Source organism: Synechococcus sp. 8F6 (assembly GCF_002252665.1).
Lineage (GTDB): Bacteria > Cyanobacteriota > Cyanobacteriia > PCC-6307 > Cyanobiaceae > Cyanobium_A.
Window position 1 is genome coordinate 1 of sequence record NZ_NQKZ01000008.1, and the last position, 15992, is coordinate 15992.

General features: G+C 69.1%; 14 protein-coding genes. 5 read left to right on the plus strand and 9 right to left on the minus strand.

Annotation, left to right across the window (positions count from 1 at the left end):
• Positions 1–250 (plus strand): transposase (locus tag CJZ78_RS07290; protein WP_143592866.1); only part of this gene is annotated, 250 nt, incomplete at its 5' end.
• Positions 251–594: 344 nt separating this feature from the next.
• Here CJZ78_RS07290 and CJZ78_RS07295 read toward each other — a convergent pair.
• The 7 genes from CJZ78_RS07295 to CJZ78_RS07325 are packed head-to-tail and all read right to left on the minus strand — an operon-like array spanning position 595 to position 9933.
• On the minus strand, positions 595–3180 hold the full coding sequence (locus CJZ78_RS07295; RefSeq protein ID WP_094560254.1) for a ligase-associated DNA damage response DEXH box helicase: 2586 nt from the start codon (positions 3178–3180) through the stop codon (positions 595–597).
• A complete protein-coding gene (locus tag CJZ78_RS07300; RefSeq protein ID WP_094560255.1) occupies positions 3177–4283 on the minus strand; it encodes a type III polyketide synthase in 1107 nt (368 codons plus the stop codon). Before CJZ78_RS07300 ends, CJZ78_RS07295 begins: the two co-directional genes overlap by 4 nt.
• Positions 4274–5461, minus strand: coding sequence for an NAD(P)/FAD-dependent oxidoreductase (locus CJZ78_RS07305; protein WP_094560423.1), 1188 nt, complete (start codon positions 5459–5461; stop codon positions 4274–4276). The genes CJZ78_RS07300 and CJZ78_RS07305 overlap by 10 nt, the downstream gene beginning before the upstream one ends.
• Entirely contained in the window at positions 5454–6221 is a 768-nt protein-coding gene (locus CJZ78_RS07310) for a methyltransferase domain-containing protein (protein ID WP_094560256.1), read from the minus strand. The genes CJZ78_RS07305 and CJZ78_RS07310 overlap by 8 nt, the downstream gene beginning before the upstream one ends.
• 58 nt (positions 6222–6279) lie before the next feature.
• Positions 6280–7914, minus strand: coding sequence for an ATP-dependent DNA ligase (locus CJZ78_RS07315; RefSeq protein WP_094560257.1), 1635 nt, complete (start codon positions 7912–7914; stop codon positions 6280–6282).
• Between the two features lie 2 nt (positions 7915–7916).
• Entirely contained in the window at positions 7917–8942 is a 1026-nt protein-coding gene (locus tag CJZ78_RS07320; RefSeq protein ID WP_198953859.1) for a ligase-associated DNA damage response exonuclease, read from the minus strand.
• Between the two features lie 34 nt (positions 8943–8976).
• Positions 8977–9933, minus strand: a complete 957-nt coding sequence (locus CJZ78_RS07325; protein WP_094560258.1) for an aldo/keto reductase — start codon at positions 9931–9933, stop codon at positions 8977–8979.
• A 159-nt stretch (positions 9934–10092) separates the two neighbouring features.
• On the opposite strand from CJZ78_RS07325, the gene CJZ78_RS07330 reads away from it, so the two are divergent.
• On the plus strand, positions 10093–11175 hold the full coding sequence (locus tag CJZ78_RS07330; protein WP_094560259.1) for a class I fructose-bisphosphate aldolase: 1083 nt from the start codon (positions 10093–10095) through the stop codon (positions 11173–11175).
• Between the two features lie 16 nt (positions 11176–11191).
• Here the strand turns inward: CJZ78_RS07330 and nadA are convergent, their stop codons facing one another.
• Positions 11192–12145: a quinolinate synthase NadA gene (gene nadA, locus CJZ78_RS07335; RefSeq protein WP_094560260.1), complete on the minus strand. Its 954-nt coding sequence runs from the start codon at positions 12143–12145 to the stop codon at positions 11192–11194.
• A 47-nt stretch (positions 12146–12192) separates the two neighbouring features.
• Here nadA and CJZ78_RS07340 point away from each other — a divergent pair, with 47 nt between their 5' ends.
• The 3 genes from CJZ78_RS07340 (at position 12193) to CJZ78_RS07350 (ending at position 15174) form a co-directional block, all read left to right on the plus strand.
• Positions 12193–13083, plus strand: a complete 891-nt coding sequence (locus CJZ78_RS07340) for a TIGR04168 family protein (protein ID WP_094560261.1) — start codon at positions 12193–12195, stop codon at positions 13081–13083.
• A 14-nt stretch (positions 13084–13097) separates the two neighbouring features.
• Complete coding sequence (locus CJZ78_RS07345) at positions 13098–14177, plus strand: hypothetical protein (RefSeq protein ID WP_094560262.1); 1080 nt, start codon at positions 13098–13100, stop codon at positions 14175–14177.
• 277 nt (positions 14178–14454) lie between these two features.
• On the plus strand, positions 14455–15174 hold the full coding sequence (locus tag CJZ78_RS07350; RefSeq protein WP_233128567.1) for a glycoside hydrolase family 104 protein: 720 nt from the start codon (positions 14455–14457) through the stop codon (positions 15172–15174).
• On the opposite strand, the gene CJZ78_RS07355 is transcribed toward CJZ78_RS07350, so the two are convergent.
• Positions 15166–15981 carry a TPM domain-containing protein gene (locus CJZ78_RS07355; protein WP_094560264.1) on the minus strand — a complete coding sequence of 272 codons (816 nt, stop codon included), beginning with the start codon at positions 15979–15981 and terminating at the stop codon, positions 15166–15168. The two genes, CJZ78_RS07350 and CJZ78_RS07355, sit on opposite strands and share 9 nt — an antisense overlap.
• Between the last annotated feature and the right edge of the window lie 11 nt (positions 15982–15992).

Consider the following 15992-nt stretch of genomic DNA (forward strand, 5'->3'; position numbering starts at 1 on the left):
GCAGAACACCAGCCGCCCTGGTGGTTCCGCCATCGATGGCCGCACCACCTGCCACGAGGGTTACGCCAAGTCGATCCACGCCCGCCGCGGCATCGAGAAGGTGTTTGGCTGGATCAAGCAGTGGGGCGGTCTGCGCCAGTTCAAGCTGCGCGGCACCGAAAAGGTGAGCGCAGTGTTTGGCCTGCATGTGATCGCCTACAACCTGATCCGCTTGGGCAACCTGCTCAAGCCGGCAATGGCGGCGGCATGAGCACGTGGTTACCCAGAGGTGTGGCCAGGTGACAGCGATCAAGGAGCCCAAACGGGGCAAAACGGCTGAAATCGGGCGTTCTGAACCGTTGATCCACTGAAAGCCAGCTCGATCAGAACCTGATCACCTCTCAGGAGGGGAAAGCGAGGCCGTTCAGCCCGTTTTTCCGCAAACTCTTAACGGATGCGTGGGCCGTTGTAGAAGCCGCGGTGCGGTTCAAACATCATCTACGCTCGGGGAGGCGTTTGGAATCGAGCGCCAGAATTCCATCCACTTAAGTCCTTCTCTCTGACTGGTGATGAGGGCGAGCTTCTTAGTAGGACCTCAATTCATCCCTGGTTACGTCAGTCGATGTATTGAGTAAGCCCACCTTCTTCGGCGCGCTCAGCCTCCTGGCGCAAGCGCTCCAGGCGCTGCAGCAGCGACTCATTACTCATCCGGTTGTTTAGGCGCTCCGCCAGTAAGGGGAAGGCCAGGGGGCCGGGCCGGGGGGTGCGCTCTAGCTGCAAACTGCATCGCTGCAGCCGCTGCAAGGCCAGGGTGATCCGGGGCAGATCCAGCTGTTCGGTGAGCACTTCCGATCTGGCCTGGGCCAGGAGGCGGTTGGCGGGTTCGTGGCGGCTGAACACGTCGTAGAGCAGGGCGGCACTGATCTGCAGTTGACCGCCGGATTTGGACTGGCCGGGGTAGCCGTTCAGCACCAAGCCGCTGATCTGGGCAATGGCGCGGAAACGCCTCCGGCATAGCTCTGAGAGGTTGATTGCTTGCTCCAAGTCGTCCTTGAGATTGGTGGCGTCAAGCAGTTCTTCGGCGTGTAGCTCAAATAACTCTTCAAATGGATAGTTTTTAGGCGCCAGTAGTTCAAAGCCGTAGTCGTTTACCGACACCGTGATCGTGCTGGCTTGGTGACGGGCCAGGCGCCAGGCCCAGAGAAAACCCAGGCCCTCATGCACAAAGCGCCCCTCAAATGGATAGGCATAGAGGTGGCTGCCTTCGCGGCTGTTGCACACCTCCACCAGCAATTCGTGTTGCCTTGGTAGCCGGGAGAGCTGCACCTGGCGCTGCAGTAGGGGCTCGAGCGCCACAAGTTCGGGGCTATTGAGCTTGGCTTCTCCCGCCAGGGCGCGGCTGCAACGATCCACTTCGGCGCGTAGGTGGCGGCTGAGTAGGTCGGAGAGGGCCATCTGGCCGCCTGCCCAGGCGGGCACGGTGTTGCTTTTTTTGGAGCTGGCCTTCACCTGGGCCGTCATCTCCCGCAGCCGCACAAACTCCAGCTGCCGGCCCGCGAAGAAGAACACGTCGCCGGCTTTGAGCCGGCCGATGAAGGCCTCTTCCACATGGCCGAGCACGGCACCGCGCACAAAGCGCACCGTGACGGCTCGGTCGGCGGTGATGGTGCCGATGTGCAGGCGGTGCATCCGGGCGATCGCCTTTTCCTTTACGAAATAGAGATCGCCATCGCGCTCGAGCTTGCGGTAACGCGGATAGGCACCAAGGCAGTCGCCGCCGTGCTCGAGGAAGCGCAGACACCACTGCCAGTCGGCATCGCTGAGCTGCCGATAGCTCCAGGCCGTGCGCACCGCCGCCAGCTCCTGGGCCGGTTCGAAGCCCGGCCCGCAGGCCAGGCTGGTGAGGTGCTGGAGCAGCACGTCGATCGGGGCCGTTGGCGGCCGGCGCTCCTCCACCAAACCCGCGGCCAGGCCCCGCCGCAGGGCGCTCAGCTCCAGCAGCTCGAGAGCATGGGTGGGCATGAACAGCACCTGGGAGGTGCCGCCGGGGCTGTGGGCGCTGCGGCCGGCCCGCTGCAACAGCCGCGCCACGTTTTTGGCCGAGCCGATCTGCACCACCCGCTCCACCGGCTGAAAGTCGACGCCCAGATCCAGGGAGCTGGTGGCCACCACCCAGCGCAGGGCCCCATTTTTGACGCCTGCCTCGATCGCTTCGCGCTCGGCCCGGTCGATGGCGCTGTGGTGCAGGGCCAGGGCGCCCTCCATCTCCGGGCAGGCATAGCGCAGGCACTGGTGCCAGCGCTCGGCCTGGTTGCGGGTGTTGGTGAACAGCAGGGTGGACACCCCTGGCTCCAGCGCCGCCACCAGTTCCTCGTACATGCGCAGGCCCAGGTGGCCGGCCCAGGGAAAGCCGTCGATGCTCTCGGGCAGCAGGCTGCGGATCGCCGTGGCCCGGGCGATCGGTGCCGTAATCAGGCAGGGCTCGGGGCCAGTGCCAAGGGCGGTTTGAGCCGCTTCCTCAAGGTTGCCGATCGTGGCGCTGATCGCCCAGGTGCGCAGGCCGGGCCGCAGCCGCCGCAGCCAGCTCAGGCAGAGCTCGGTTTGGCTGCCGCGCTTGCTGCCCATCAGCTCGTGCCACTCATCCAGCACCACCGCCTGGAGCCCGCTGAACAGCTCCGTCGCCTTGGGATTGGCCAGTAGCAGCGCCAGTGATTCCGGGGTGGTGATCAGGATCTGGGGCGGGCTGCGCAGCTGCCGGGTGCGTGCGCTGCTGGCGGTGTCGCCATTGCGGATGCCCACCTGCAGCGGCCAGCCCATGGCTTCGATCGGTTGCTGGATGGCGAGGGCGAGATCGCGGCTGAGGGCGCGCAGGGGGGTGATGTAGAGCAGCCGCAGGCCCTGGATGTTGGTTTGGGGTGTGGTGGTGCGTCGGGGGCGCTTGTTGTTTTCAGACTCTCCCTGTTTCTGTACGGTCTGTACGCAATCCTGGAGACGGCGCTGCGTTGTGTCTGCCCCCTGCACGGCGAGCATCTCGGCGATCGGACCCATCACGGCGGCATAGGTCTTGCCGGAGCCGGTGGGCACCTGGATCAGGCCGCTCCTGCCCTCCAGGTAGGCCTGCCAGCTCTGGCGTTGGAAGGGCAGCGGCGTCCAGCCCTGCTGGCTGAACCAGGCCTCGATCGGCGCCATGGACAGCGTCATGCAGCGGCCAGCTCCAGCAGGGCCACCTCGGCGCAGAGCCCCGGCCCAAAGGCCAGGGCCAGGCACGGGCCGGGAACCGCCGCCTGGCGCAGGCGATCGAGGATGAACAGGATCGTGGCCGACGACATGTTGCCGTGCTCCTGCAGCACGGCCTGGGATGTGGCGATCTGGTGGGGCTCCAGCTGGAGGGCGGCGGCGCAGGCCTGCAGGATGCGCGGGCCGCCGGGGTGCACTGCCCAGCTGGCGATCTCCGCCAGGCGGAGGTGTCTGGGGTGCAGCCAGTGCTCGAGCCAGGGACCCAGCTGGGCGGCCACCGCCTCCGGCACCTTCGAGGAGAGGCCCATCTCGAAGCCGTGGTCGCCGATCTGCCAGTGCATCAAGTCGGCGGTGTGGGGGATCACGGTGGAGCCAGTGGCCAGCAGGTTGAGGAGGGAGCCAGGGCAGGGGCTGGGGTTGGCGGGCTTGGCGGTGGCCACCAGGGCGGCCGCCCCATCGGCAAACAGGGCATTGGCCACCACCTTCTCCGGATCCCAGCCGTAATACAGGTGCAGGCTGCATAGCTCCACCGCACAGAGCAGCACCACCGCCTCGGCATCCGCCTCCACGAAGGCCTGGGCCACCCGCAGACCGTTGAGGGCACCGTGGCAGCCCATGAAACCCACGTGGGTGCGCTGCACCCCCGGATCCAGGCCGAGCTGGTGGATCAGGGCCAGATCCAATCCCGGCGCCTGGAAGCCCGTGCAGCACACGGTGATCAGATGGGTGATCCGGGGGGCTTCGATCGCCGCATCAGCCAGGGCGCCGCGCACCGCGTCCAGGGCCAGAGGAGCGGCATGGTCGGCGAATGCGGCCATGCGGGCGGCCGTGGTGGGGCTCTGGTTGCCGTAGAAGGGCAGCCGCTCGTCGCTGGGCTGCTGGTTGGCGTTGCCCGTGGCCAGCACGCTGCCGCGCTGGCGCACCTGGGTGCGGCCCTGGATCCGCCGCACCAGGGCGGCCCGGCTGCCGTTGTCGGCACTCACCCGTTCCGCCAGGGCCATGGCTTCGGCCTGGTTCAGCTGGTGGGGCGGAGTGGCGGTGCCGATGCCGCGGATGCTCAGGGGCATGGCGACACCTGCAGGGAGGGGACAGTCACATGGTTGAGCTGGGCCACCAGCTGCTCGGCGACGGCCGGCAGGTGTTGGCTGACGCCAAAGGCCAGGGCTGTGGCCCCCGGCTGGCGCAACAGCAGGGCCAGGCCGCGGCAGAGCCGTTGGCGGCGGCCAATCTGCTGGCGCAGCTCCCGCTGCCAGCGGCGCTCCAGGGCTGGGCTCCAGCACTCCAGCCCCGCCAGTACGAGGGGCGCCGCGGCAGCGCCGGCGGTGAGGGCCCAGGCCATGCCTTCGCCGGTGAAGGGCTCCACATAGCCCGCCGCGTCGCCCAGCACCAGAAAGCGCTCGCCAGCCACCACCGCGGCGCGACGGCTGAGGGCGGGGGTGAGCTGCCAGCGCGCCTGCTCCAGCCCCATCGGGATCGGGAAGCCGGCGCTCGCCAGCACCGTTCGGGCTGCAGCGGCTGCACCGCTGCTGCTGCTTGGGCCAGGACACTGGATTGCCTGGCGATCGAAGGCCGCCGCCAGGTTGAGCTGGCCATCCTCGCGCCGCACCAGGCCCACGTAGCCCTCGCGGCCGATGGCCATGTGGATGCGGCCGGACGGATAGGCGGCCGCCGCGTCCGGCAGCACGCAGCCCGCCCCGATCCGGGAGTGACGCTGGATGATCGGGGCACCGGCCTCGCCGGCGGGGATGCAGCGCTGGGCCAGGCCGGCGGCCACCAGCACCACCTTGGCCCGCACCGATTGGGACTGGCGACTGCCGCGCTCGTGCAGCGTCACGGTCCGTCCGGTGGCGTCTGCCGGGCCCAGCTGGGCCGTGGTGCTGGCCCGGAAGCTGGCACCTGCGGTGATCGACGCCTGCACCAGGGCCTGGTCGAACCGCTCCCGCGACAGGGCGCGGCCATCGGGCAGGGCCAGTGACGCCTCCTGGCCCCGGTGGCCCAGTTGCAGCCGCTGCAGCGGCACACCACCCTGGCTCTCGATCAGCTGGCCCTGCCCCACCGCCGCCAGCACCGCCTGGGCCTGGGCATTGAGGCAGCAGCCACACACCTTCCAGCGGGGAAAGGCCCGCTTCTCCACCAGCAACACCCGCAGCCCCCGCTGGGCCAGATCCAGGGCCGCCAGGCCACCGGCCGGGCCTGCCCCCACCACCACCACATCCCAGCCGTTGGCATGCTGCAACTCAGCCATGGCCTTGCTCCAGGCCACGCTCCCAGCGCAACAGATAACGCTCGGGCCAGCAGCGCTGCAGGGAGGATCCAGCGAGTCCGGCCCGCTCGGCCATCGCCAGCACCTCCGCCGGTTGAAAGGCGGCGCGCACCGAGAGGAGCCCATCGGTGTGCACCACCCAGGAGCGGCTGAGCAGGCGGGTGCCGGTCCAGGCCAGGGCATACCCCAGGCGGCTGCGGATCAGGTCGTTCACCAGCACCAGGTGGAGGGCCCGCTGGGCCATCAGCGCCAGCAGCCGCTCGGCATCGGCGTCGGGGAGGTGGTGCAGAAACAGCGAACAGAACACCACGTCGGCTTCGCCCGGCGCTGGGGGAGCGGCGAGGGCATCGGCGCAGAAGAACTCCACCGGCGCGCCGCGCCGTTGGGCATTGGCCTCGGCGATTCGCACCGCCTCTGGGTTGAGGTCGCAGGCGCGCAGCTCCAGGGCCAGGCCTCGGCGCTGGGCCATCAGGGCCAGATCGATGGCGGTGTCGCCGCCACCGCAGGCCAGCTCCAGCACCTGCAGGGGTGCGCCACCCCGGCGGCGGGCCAGCGCCTCAATCGGTTTCAGCAGGCTCGCCGCCAGGCCGCTGATGCGATTGATGCGTCGCAGCCCGGCCAGGGCACGGGCGTGCTCGGCCGGATCCAGCCCCGGCTGATCCATCACCTCCGGTTGGCGATCGCGCCGCTGCAGGCCCTGGCCCGGTGGCGTGGCGGAGGGCGTGGGCGCAGCCGTGGGCATGGGCTCAGCCGAGGGATTCAGTCCATGATGGGCAGGTTGCGATCGATGTTGCGGTGCCTCAGGGCTGCAGCAGCGCCAGGGCACTGGCGAGGGTGTCGGCCTCACAGGCCGGTTTGTCGTGGCGCCAGCGGCGGATGCGGGGAAAGCGCACGGCCAGGCCGCTCTTGTGGCGCGGTGAGTGCTGCAGCCCTTCGAAGGCCAGCTCGAACACCTGCTGCGGCTCCACGGCCCGCACCGGGCCGAAGCGCTCGCTGGTGTGCTGACGGATCCAGCGGTCCAGGGCTGTGATCTCGCCATCGTCGAGGCCGGAGTAGGCCTTGGCGAAGCTCACGAGTTCGCCCTCCCCGTTCCACAACCCGAAGGTGTAGTCGGTGAACAGGTTGGCGCGGCGACCGCTGCCGGCCTGGGCGTAGAGCAGCACCGCATCAAGGGTGTAGGGATCGCGCTTGTGCTTCCACCAATGGCCGCGTTTGCGGCCGGCCAGGTAGGGCGACGCCAGCGCCTTGAGCATCAGGCCCTCGGCGGCGGCGGTGCTGGCCTGCTGGCGCAGCGGCTCGAGCTGTGTCCAGCTGTCCAGGGGGAGTCGGGGGGACAGGCGCAGGAGCCTGGCTTCCGGGGTTGGTGTCGTCTGCTGGAGCTGCTGGTGGAGCTCCTCCAGGGCGGCCCGGCGTTGGTTCAGGGGCCTGGGGCGCCAGTCTTCGCCCCCTCGCTCCAGCAGGTCGTAGGCCACAAAGCTGGCCGGGCACTCCGCCAGCAGCTTGCGGCCCGGTGCCTTGCGGCCGAGGCGACGCTGCAGCTGGGCAAAGGGGGCCGGGCGCTCGATGCCCTGGGGCCACACGAGCACCTCGCCGTCGAGCACGGTGCCCTCGTCCAGGCAGCCGGCCGCCGCGATCAATTCCGGAAAGGCGGCGTTGATCAGCTCCTCGCCGCGGCTCCACAGAAAGCTCTCGCCGCTGCGGCGGATCAGTTGGCCGCGGATGCCGTCGAATTTCCACTCCGCCAGCCAGGCGCTGCTGGGGCCGGGTAGGGGCGCGGCGCCGTCGGGGAGTTCCAGCGGTGCGGCCAGAAAAAACGGATAGGGCCGGCTGGGCAACGCTGCGCCTTGGTCGGTTGGGGCCAGCAGGGCGAGAAAGACCTCGGCGCTGGCCTCAAAGCCCCCCATCAACCGGTGCTGCAACAGAGCTTCCTCCAGGCCGCTCAGGCGTGCCAGGGCCCGCAGCACCAGGCCCTGGGCCACACCCACCCGCAGGCCGCCGGTGAGCAGCTTGTTGGCCACCAGCAGCTCGCCGGGGCTCAGGCCCTGCCACAGCTGCCGCACGGCTTCGGCCTGCGCGGCCCCGTCCAGGGCTGCGGCGGCAGGTAACAGCTCCGCCATCCAGTGGTGGAGGGGTCGGTCCGCCCGTGCCTCCTGGTCGGAGGGCTGCCAAAGCAGCGCGATGGTTTCGGCCGAGTCGCCAACGTGGGCGTAGCAGTCGTCAAACAGCCATTCCGGGATGGGGGAGCCCTCCAGGCAGATCTGGCGCAGCCGCCGTCCGGTGATCAGGCGCTTGCCCTGCTTGCCCAGCAACACGTGCAGGGCCCAGGCGGCATCGGCCGGATCGGCGCTGGCGAAGTAGGCGGCCAGGGCTGCGACCCGGGCACCCGTGCCGCTGCTCCCATCGAGCTCGCTGTAGAGCGCGGCGAAACGGCGCATGGTCAGGCGGCGGGGTCTGGGCTTTCGCGGCTGGGGCCATGGCCCCCCTCCAGCGCCTCGGCGCTGATCCCCTCCACCTCGCGCAGGTAGCGGGCCAGGCCATCGCTGTTGCCATGGGTGACGTACACCTGGCGGGCGCCGCTGTCGTTCACGCTGGCGATCAGGCCGGGCCAGTCGGCATGGTCGCTCATCACGAAGCCGCGCTCATAGCCCCGGCGGCGGCGGGCGCCGCGCACGGCCATCCAGCCGCTCACAAACGCCGTTTGCGGCAGCTTGAAGCGCTTCATCCACGGCGAGCGGTGGGCTGAGGGCGGGGCGATCACCAGCCGGCCGGCCAGGGATTCGCCCCTGGCGATGGCGCTCACGGCCTGCGTGGGCGGCAGCACCACACCGGCTTCGCGGTAGGCGGGCATCAGCGCCTCCACGGCGCCGTGCAGCAGCACCTCTTCCGTCACACCGATTCCGGCCAGCTCGGCCAGCAGCCGTTGGGCCTTGCCGAAGGCATAGGCAAACAGGAGCGAGGGGCGCTCCGGCGCCGCCCGCCACCACGCCAGGATCTCCCGGGCCACCGCGGCCCCGCTCTGCCAGCGGTAGATCGGCAGTCCGAAGGTAGCCTCGCTGATGAACACATCAGCCTGTACGGGTTCAAACGGCGTGCAGCTGGGGTCGGCGCAGCGTTTGTAGTCGCCGCTCACCAGCCAGCTCTCGCCGCCAGCCTCCAGACGGATCTGGGCGCTGCCGAGCACGTGGCCGGCGCTGTGAAACGACACCCTGGCGTCGCCGATGCGGTGCGCTTGGCCGTAGTCCACCGGGATCAGGTTGATGCTGGCTCCGAGCCGCTGCCGCAGGATCGCCTCGCTGGCGCCGATGGCCCAGTATTCGCGGCAGCCGGGCCGGGCGTGGTCGGCATGGGCATGGGTGATCAGGGCTCGGGGTACCGGCCGCCAGGGGTCGATCCAGGCCCCGGCCGCCCGGCAGTAGAGCCCCTGGGGGGTGAGCTCCAGCAGGCTGGCGGGGGGGAGAGGCATGGGAACTGTCGGTTGATGCGGAGGGCTCCGGGGATCAAGGTTCGTCCCAGAGGCTCTGCAGCGACCAGGGGCTGCCCGCCATCAGCCAGAACGATCCATCCACCAGGCGGAGGTGCTGATCAAGCTCGCTGATCCGCTCGAGATCGGCCGGCGTGAGTTCGATCTCTGCTGCCGCGAGGTTCTCGCGCAGCCGCGCTGGGCTCACCGACTTGGGAATGGTGGAGATGCCGCTCTGGAGCTGCCAGGCGATCAGCACCTGGGCGGGGCTGCAGCCATGCTCCGCGGCGATCGCGCTGATCAGCGGGTGCGTCAGCAGCTCGGGTTCATTCGCGCCCTTGAGGGCGGCTGGCCGGTCGCCAGAGCCCAGCGGTGAGTAGGCGGTGATGTGAACACCCTCGGCTGCGCAGTCGGCCAGCAAAGCCGGCTGTTGCAGCAGGGGGTGCCGTTCCACCTGATTCACCTCCGGCCGGATCCGGCAGTGGCTCAGGAGATCGTGGAGCTTGTGGCTGGAGACATTGCTCACACCGATATGGCGGGTGAGCCCAGCCTCCAGGGCGCCTTCCATCCCCTCCCAGGTGGATCTGAGCGACCCCTGCGCCGGTGGTAGAAAATCTTCCCCGCTGGAGGGAAAGGCCACGCCGGACTTGATCGGCACCGGCCAGTGGATCAGGTAGAGATCCAGCCACGCCAGGCCCAGATCCCCAAGGGTGCGGCGCAGCGCCGGTTCGACGTTGTCGCGGCCATGGGCATTGCACCAGAGCTTGGAGGTGATCCACAGCTCCTCGCGCCTCACCTCGCCGGCATCGATGGCGCTGCGGATCGCCTCGCCCACCTCCGGCTCGTTGCCATAGACGCTGGCACAGTCGATGTGGCGGTAGCCCAGCCGGATGGCTTCCTGCACCGCAGCACCCACATCACCAGGAGCCGATTTCCAGGTGCCCAGTCCCAGCAGGGGCATGCGGTCGCCATTGGCGAAGGCAATGGTGCGCATGGGTAGCCGGGGGAGTGAATGACCTGGCTCGGGCACCCTAGGCAGCGTGGCGACACGTGGCTTCCCTGCTCCGACCACCCCCCCTGCCTTTCCCCCCCAGTCCACCGTTGACGATGAGCGGCGGCCCGACTAGCCAGGGATCTCCCGCAGGCTGCCGCCATGGCCCTGGATGATTTCCGCGATGAGCTCGCCGCCACCGCTGCGGCCCTGGCGGCCCCGGGCACGGGGCTGCTGGCGGCGGATGAATCCACCGGCACGATCGGCAAGCGCTTCGCGGCCATCGGCCTGGAGAACACCGAGGAGCATCGGCGTGCCTACCGCAGCCTGCTGGCCACTACCGCAGGCCTCAGCGACCACATCTCCGGCGTGATCCTCTACGAGGAAACCCTCTTTCAAGACAGCACCGCTGCGGCTGGCGGCGTGCCGCTCGTGGAGCTATTTCAGCGCCAGGGAATCGTGCCCGGCATCAAGGTGGATCAGGGGGTGGAACCCCTGGCTGGTGGGGTGCCCGGCGAGAGCTGGTGCACCGGGCTCAAGGGCCTGGGGGAGCGCGCGGCCCGTTACTACGCCCGTGGCGCGCGCTTCGCCAAGTGGCGCGCTGTGTTGCAGATCAGCGCCAGCGGCGCGCCATCGGAGCTGGCGGTGCGTGAGAACGCCTGGGGGCTGGCCCGCTACGCCCGCACGGTGCAGGAGCACGGCCTGGTGCCGATCGTGGAGCCTGAGATCTTGATGGATGGCGACCATGACATCACCACCACCGCCTCAGTGCAGGAGTGGGTTCTGCGCACCACCTACGAAGCCCTGGCGCTGAATGGTGTGTTTCTCGAGGGGAGCCTGCTCAAACCTTCGATGACCTGCCCAGGCGCCGACTGCCCCCGGCAGGCGAGTGCCGAGGAGGTGGGGGAATTCACCATGCGCACCCTCAGCCGCACCGTGCCTGCGGCGGTGCCGGCGATCCTGTTCCTCAGTGGCGGCCTCAGCGAGGAGGACGCCAGCCTCTGCCTCAACGCCATCAATCAGGTGGCGGCCCAGGAGGGCGCCCCCTGGCACTTGGGCTTCTCCTACGGTCGCGCCCTGCAGCATTCCTGCCTCAAGCACTGGGGCGGCACGGATCGGGCGGCCGGCCAGGCGGCTCCGTTGGCCCGGGCCCGCGCCAACGGAGCCGCCAGCCGCGGCGCCTACGAGCCCGGCAGCGAGCCCTCCGACGACACCAGCTTGTTTGTGGCCAACTACAGCTACTGACTCAGGGGCGGTGGGTTCAGCGGCTCATCGCCAGCATCCGCTCGATCGGCGCCAGGGCCTTGAGCCGTAGCTCCTCGTCCAGCACGATTTCCGGTGCCATGTCGTGCAGGCACTGCCACACCTTCTCCAGGGTGTTGAGGCGCATGTAGGGGCAGGCGTTGCAGCTGCAGCCGTCGGCGCCGGGCACCTCAAAAAAGTGCTTGTGGGGCAGCTTCAGCCGCATCTGATGCAGGATGCCGGGCTCGGTGAGCACGATGAAACTGGTGGCGGGGCTGGCCTCGGCGCGGCGCAGCAGGCCGCTGGTGGAGCCGATGAAATCCGCCAGATCCAGCAGGTGCTGCTGGCATTCGGGGTGGGCCAGCACCTCGGCTTGCGGATGCTCGAGCTTGAGCTGCAGCAGGGCCTGCTCGCTGAAGGCCACGTGCACCTGGCAGCTGCCGGGCCAGAGGGTGAGCTCCCGGCCGCTCTGGGCCTGCACCCAGCGGCCGAGGTTCTCGTCGGGGGCGAACAGGATCGGCCGATCGGCGGGCAGTTGCTGCACCAGATCCACCGCATTGCTGCTGGTGCAGATCAGGTCGCTGTGGGCTTTCACCGCTGCCGAGCAGTTGATGTAGCTCACGGCGATGTGGTCGGGATGTTGCGCTCGGAAGCGGGCGAAGGCGTCGGCCGGGCAGGTGTCGGCCAGGGAACAGCCGGCCTCCAGATCCGGCAGCAGCACCGTTTTTGAAGGATTGAGGATCTTGGCCGTTTCGGCCATGAAGTGCACGCCGCAGAACACGATCACATCGGCCTCTGTGGCAGCTGCCTTGCGGGAGAGCTCCAGGGAATCGCCGATGAAGTCGGCGATGTCCTGGATGGCCTCGTCCTGGTAGTAGTGCGCCAGGATCACGGCGTTGCGCTGGCGCTTGAGCTCGGCGATCGCCGCGGGCAGGTCGACGGCTGGTGTGTGCTGGATGGCGGCGAAAACCAACCCGGGCCCCCAACTGATGCAGGATGGCCTCAGCCTAGGCAGCGGAGATGGCGGCACCCGGCGGGGGGAAAACGCTCCGCATCGCCATTGCCGGTGATCTGCACGGGGCCTGGGACCACACCGATCACGCTCTGCTGGCGACGCTTGCTCCGGATGCCCTGCTGGTGGTGGGCGACCTCAGCGATGGCCAGCAGCGGATCCCGGCACTGCTGCGCCAGCTGCCGCTGCCGGTGGCCTGCATCCTTGGCAACCACGACGCCGGCAAGGACGCCTCCGGCCGCACCCTGCAGCGCCAGATGGACCTGCTGGGCGACGTGCACTGCGGCTGGCGGCTGCGGGCCCTCAGCCCGCCGGGTCTGGCCGTGGTGGGGGGCCGGCCTGGCACGGCCGGTGGCGGCTACAACCTCTCCCGGGCAGTGCAGGCGGCTTGCGGGCCGGTGAGCCTGCAGGAGTCGGCGGACCGGATCACGGCCGCCGCCGCCGCCGCTCCCGCCGACTGGCCCCTGGTGCTCCTGGGCCACAGCGGCCCTTCCGGCCTCGGTAGCGACGCCGCCTCCCCCTGCGGCCGCGACTGGAAGCCCCCCGCCTGTGACTGGGGCGACCTCGACCTCTCCCTGGCGATCCAGCAGATCCGCCGCCGCCGCTCCGTGCCCCTGGTGGTGTTCGGCCACATGCACCATGCGCTCAGGCGGGGGCAGGGGGCGCGCCAGAGCTTCTGCCGCGACCGGGCCGGCACCGCCTACCTCAACACCGCCTGCGTGCCCCGTCACGGCACCGACGGCGCCGGCCAGGCCCTGCGCCACTTCAGCTGGGTGGAGCTGGTGGGGCAGGAGCTGCGCAGCGCCAGTCACCGCTGGTATGGCCTGGGCGGTGAACTGCTGTACGAGGAGCGGCTCTGGCAGGCCCCCAGCCAAGCCGCCCAGCTGGCACCGTGCTGATCCTGCGCTGACCCATGCTGATCGTTGCCTGCATCAGCGCCCATGGCTTCGGCCATGGCTCCCGCACCGCCGCCGTGCTCACGGCCCTGCATCAGCGGCAACCCAGCTGGCGGCTGGTGCTGTCCACGGCGTTGCCCGAAACCTTTCTGCGCACGGCCCTGGGGCCGGTGCCGTTTGAACGTCGCCCCTGCCGCTGGGATGTGGGCGTGGTGCAGGCCGATGCCCTGGGCGCGGATCCGGAGGCCACCCTGGCGGCCCTGACGGCCCTCGATGCCCAGCTGCCCGAGCAGTGGGCCGCTGAAGCGACCTGGCTGCTGGCCCAGGGGCAGCCGCTGCTGGTGTTGGGGGATGTGCCGCCGGCTGCCGCCGAGCTGGCCCGGCGGGTGGGTGCCCCGCTGATCTGGTTGGCCAGCTTCGGCTGGGAGGCCATCTACAGCCCGATGGGGCCGGCATTTCAAACCTGGGCCCGCCGCAGCCTGGAGGCCTACCGCCAGGGCGATCTGCTGCTGCGCTGCCCCCTGGCCATGCCGATGGACTGGGACATCCCTGAGGTGGAGGTCGGGTTAACGGCCGGCCAGCCCAGGCTCGACCCTGCGGCCCTGGCCCAGCAGCTGGGCCTGCCGTCTGAACGAGAGCGTTGCGTGTTGATCAGCTTCGGTGGGCTGGGCCTGAACCTGGCTGCGGAGCTGCTCGGTCGCTGGCCCGACCATGTGTTCATCTCCTCCGATCCCTCGCTGGCTGAGGCCCCCAATGCCCGGCTGTTGCCCCCAGGCGTGCGGCCCCTGGAGGTGATGGGGCTGTGCGGGCGGCTGCTCACCAAACCGGGCTACAGCTCCTTTTGTGAAGCCCTGAGTGCCGGTGTGGGGGTGCACCTGGTGCATCGCGACGGCTTTGCCGAGGCCCCGGTGCTCGAGGCGGCCCTGGTGCGCCATGGCTGGCACCGCCTGCTCAGCCAGGAGCAGGCCCGCAGCGGCGACTGGCAACTGGATCAGCCGTTGTTGCCGCCCCAGGGAGCCCCCCTGGCTGCCGATGGCAACGTCCAGGCGGCCCAGGCCATCGAGACCTTTGTGACCCAGCAATTCGCCCCGGCCTAGCGGCTCACTGGCGCCAAAGATCAGTTGTGTTTTGACGACAAAGGCTTGGCGCAGGAAGTGATCTGAACCGTTCACGGTGATTGTTGACACCAATGGACACTTGTGTGATTGGCACTAATGTTCTCGATTTGCGCGAATTGGTAGGCAAATTGACGCGAACAATAATTGTTTCGTTTTTCGAGTTTTTGCCGCCTGGATGCGGTTTTGCCGTCTGATTCGCTCCGGTATGACCTTGCCTTGCTCCAGCTCCCGTTCAGCTCGCTCTGTTCAAGTCGGTTTGGCCGGGCTGGCCCTCCTGGCCCTGATCGCTCCCGGGGTTCGGGCCGCTGAGGATCCGGCTGCTCCAGTGCTGATCCAGGCCCATCCCCACACGGCGATGGCGCTGCCCCTGCCGCCGCCGCCGCCGCGCATCTTCGCGATCACGCCTGAGCGCCGGGCGTTGCTCAACACCATTCGCTTCGCCGAGGGCACCTGGGCCAATGGCGACGACGTTGGCTATCGCATCATGTTTGGCGGCGGCCTGATGCCGTCGCTCGAGCGCCACCCCGATCGGGTGGTGCGCACGGCCCGTTACGCCAGTGCGGCCGCTGGAGCCTACCAGTTCATGCCCTTCACCTGGAACATGGTTTCGCGTTCCTTGGGAATCGCGGCCTTTGGCCCCCAGGTTCAAGACCAGGGCGCCATCTACCTAATCCAGCGTCGTGGTGCCCTGGCCCTAGCTGATCAAGGCGTGTTCTCGCCGCTGCTGGCGGCCAAATTGGCCCCCGAGTGGGCCAGCTTCCCCACCCTCGCCGGCCGCAGCTTCTACGGCCAGCCGGTGAAGCGCTTCCACGACCTCAAGCGTTTCTACGACGACAACCTGGGGCGCCTGCGCGGCCAGCTCACGGTTGCTGCCGCTGAACCGCCGAAACCGGCCTGCACCCCGGCGACCTCGTTGCGCTGTCAGCTCGAGAGCCTCGAGCGACTCGGGCCCAGAAGCCGCACCAGCTCACTCTGAGTCCCGCAGCCGGGCCTTTCCCACGGTGGCTCCGGCGATCAGGTAGGCAGCGAGCGCTGCCCCCAGGAAGGCCAGGGTGTTGCGGGCCACCGGCAGCAGATCGCTGGTGCGCGTCACGATCGGCCCCAGCCCCAGGGCACCAAACAGGATCAGCCACAGGGGCGAGAGCAGCAGCACCCAGGCCCATTCCACTTTGCGCCCCTCTTTGCGGGGATAGGCGGCGAAGCCCACCACCAGGCCCCCCAGCACCGAGGTGGAGAGGGTGAGCAGCCACTGCTCCCGCGGCAGACCCGGCACCACCTGGCAGCCGCCCTGCACCAGGCAGGTTTCCACCGCCGTCAGCGCATCGACGATCGCCGCATCCTGGCCGTTGTCGCGCACGTAGTACTGGTTGCCGTAGCGGGTTTGCAGCTCCACCCAGTAGGTGCGCGGCATCAGCGCAAACAGGGCATCGCCCACGTTGAAGTTGAGCAGGTTGCCGCCGCGCTCGTCGGCCACCAGCAGCAGGCTGCGCTCATCAAGCTCCCAGAAGCTCTTCACCGCCTGGCCTGGGGTGCGGTCGTACTGGGTGAGCACCCGCAGTTTCCAGCCGGTATCGGCCTCGAAGCGGGTGAGATTTTCTTCCAGGCTGATGCGCTGACCATCGGTGAGGGCCTTGGCCAGGTCGATCACCGGGGTGGGGTGGTCGGGTAGGAGGTCGGGGTTGTCGTAGGCCTGGGCTGGAGCGATACCCACACCCAGCCAGCAGGTCAGAACCAGCAGCAGCGACACCAGCGCAGGCAGCACGGCGTTCCAAGCGCGACCCATTCACCGGCCTC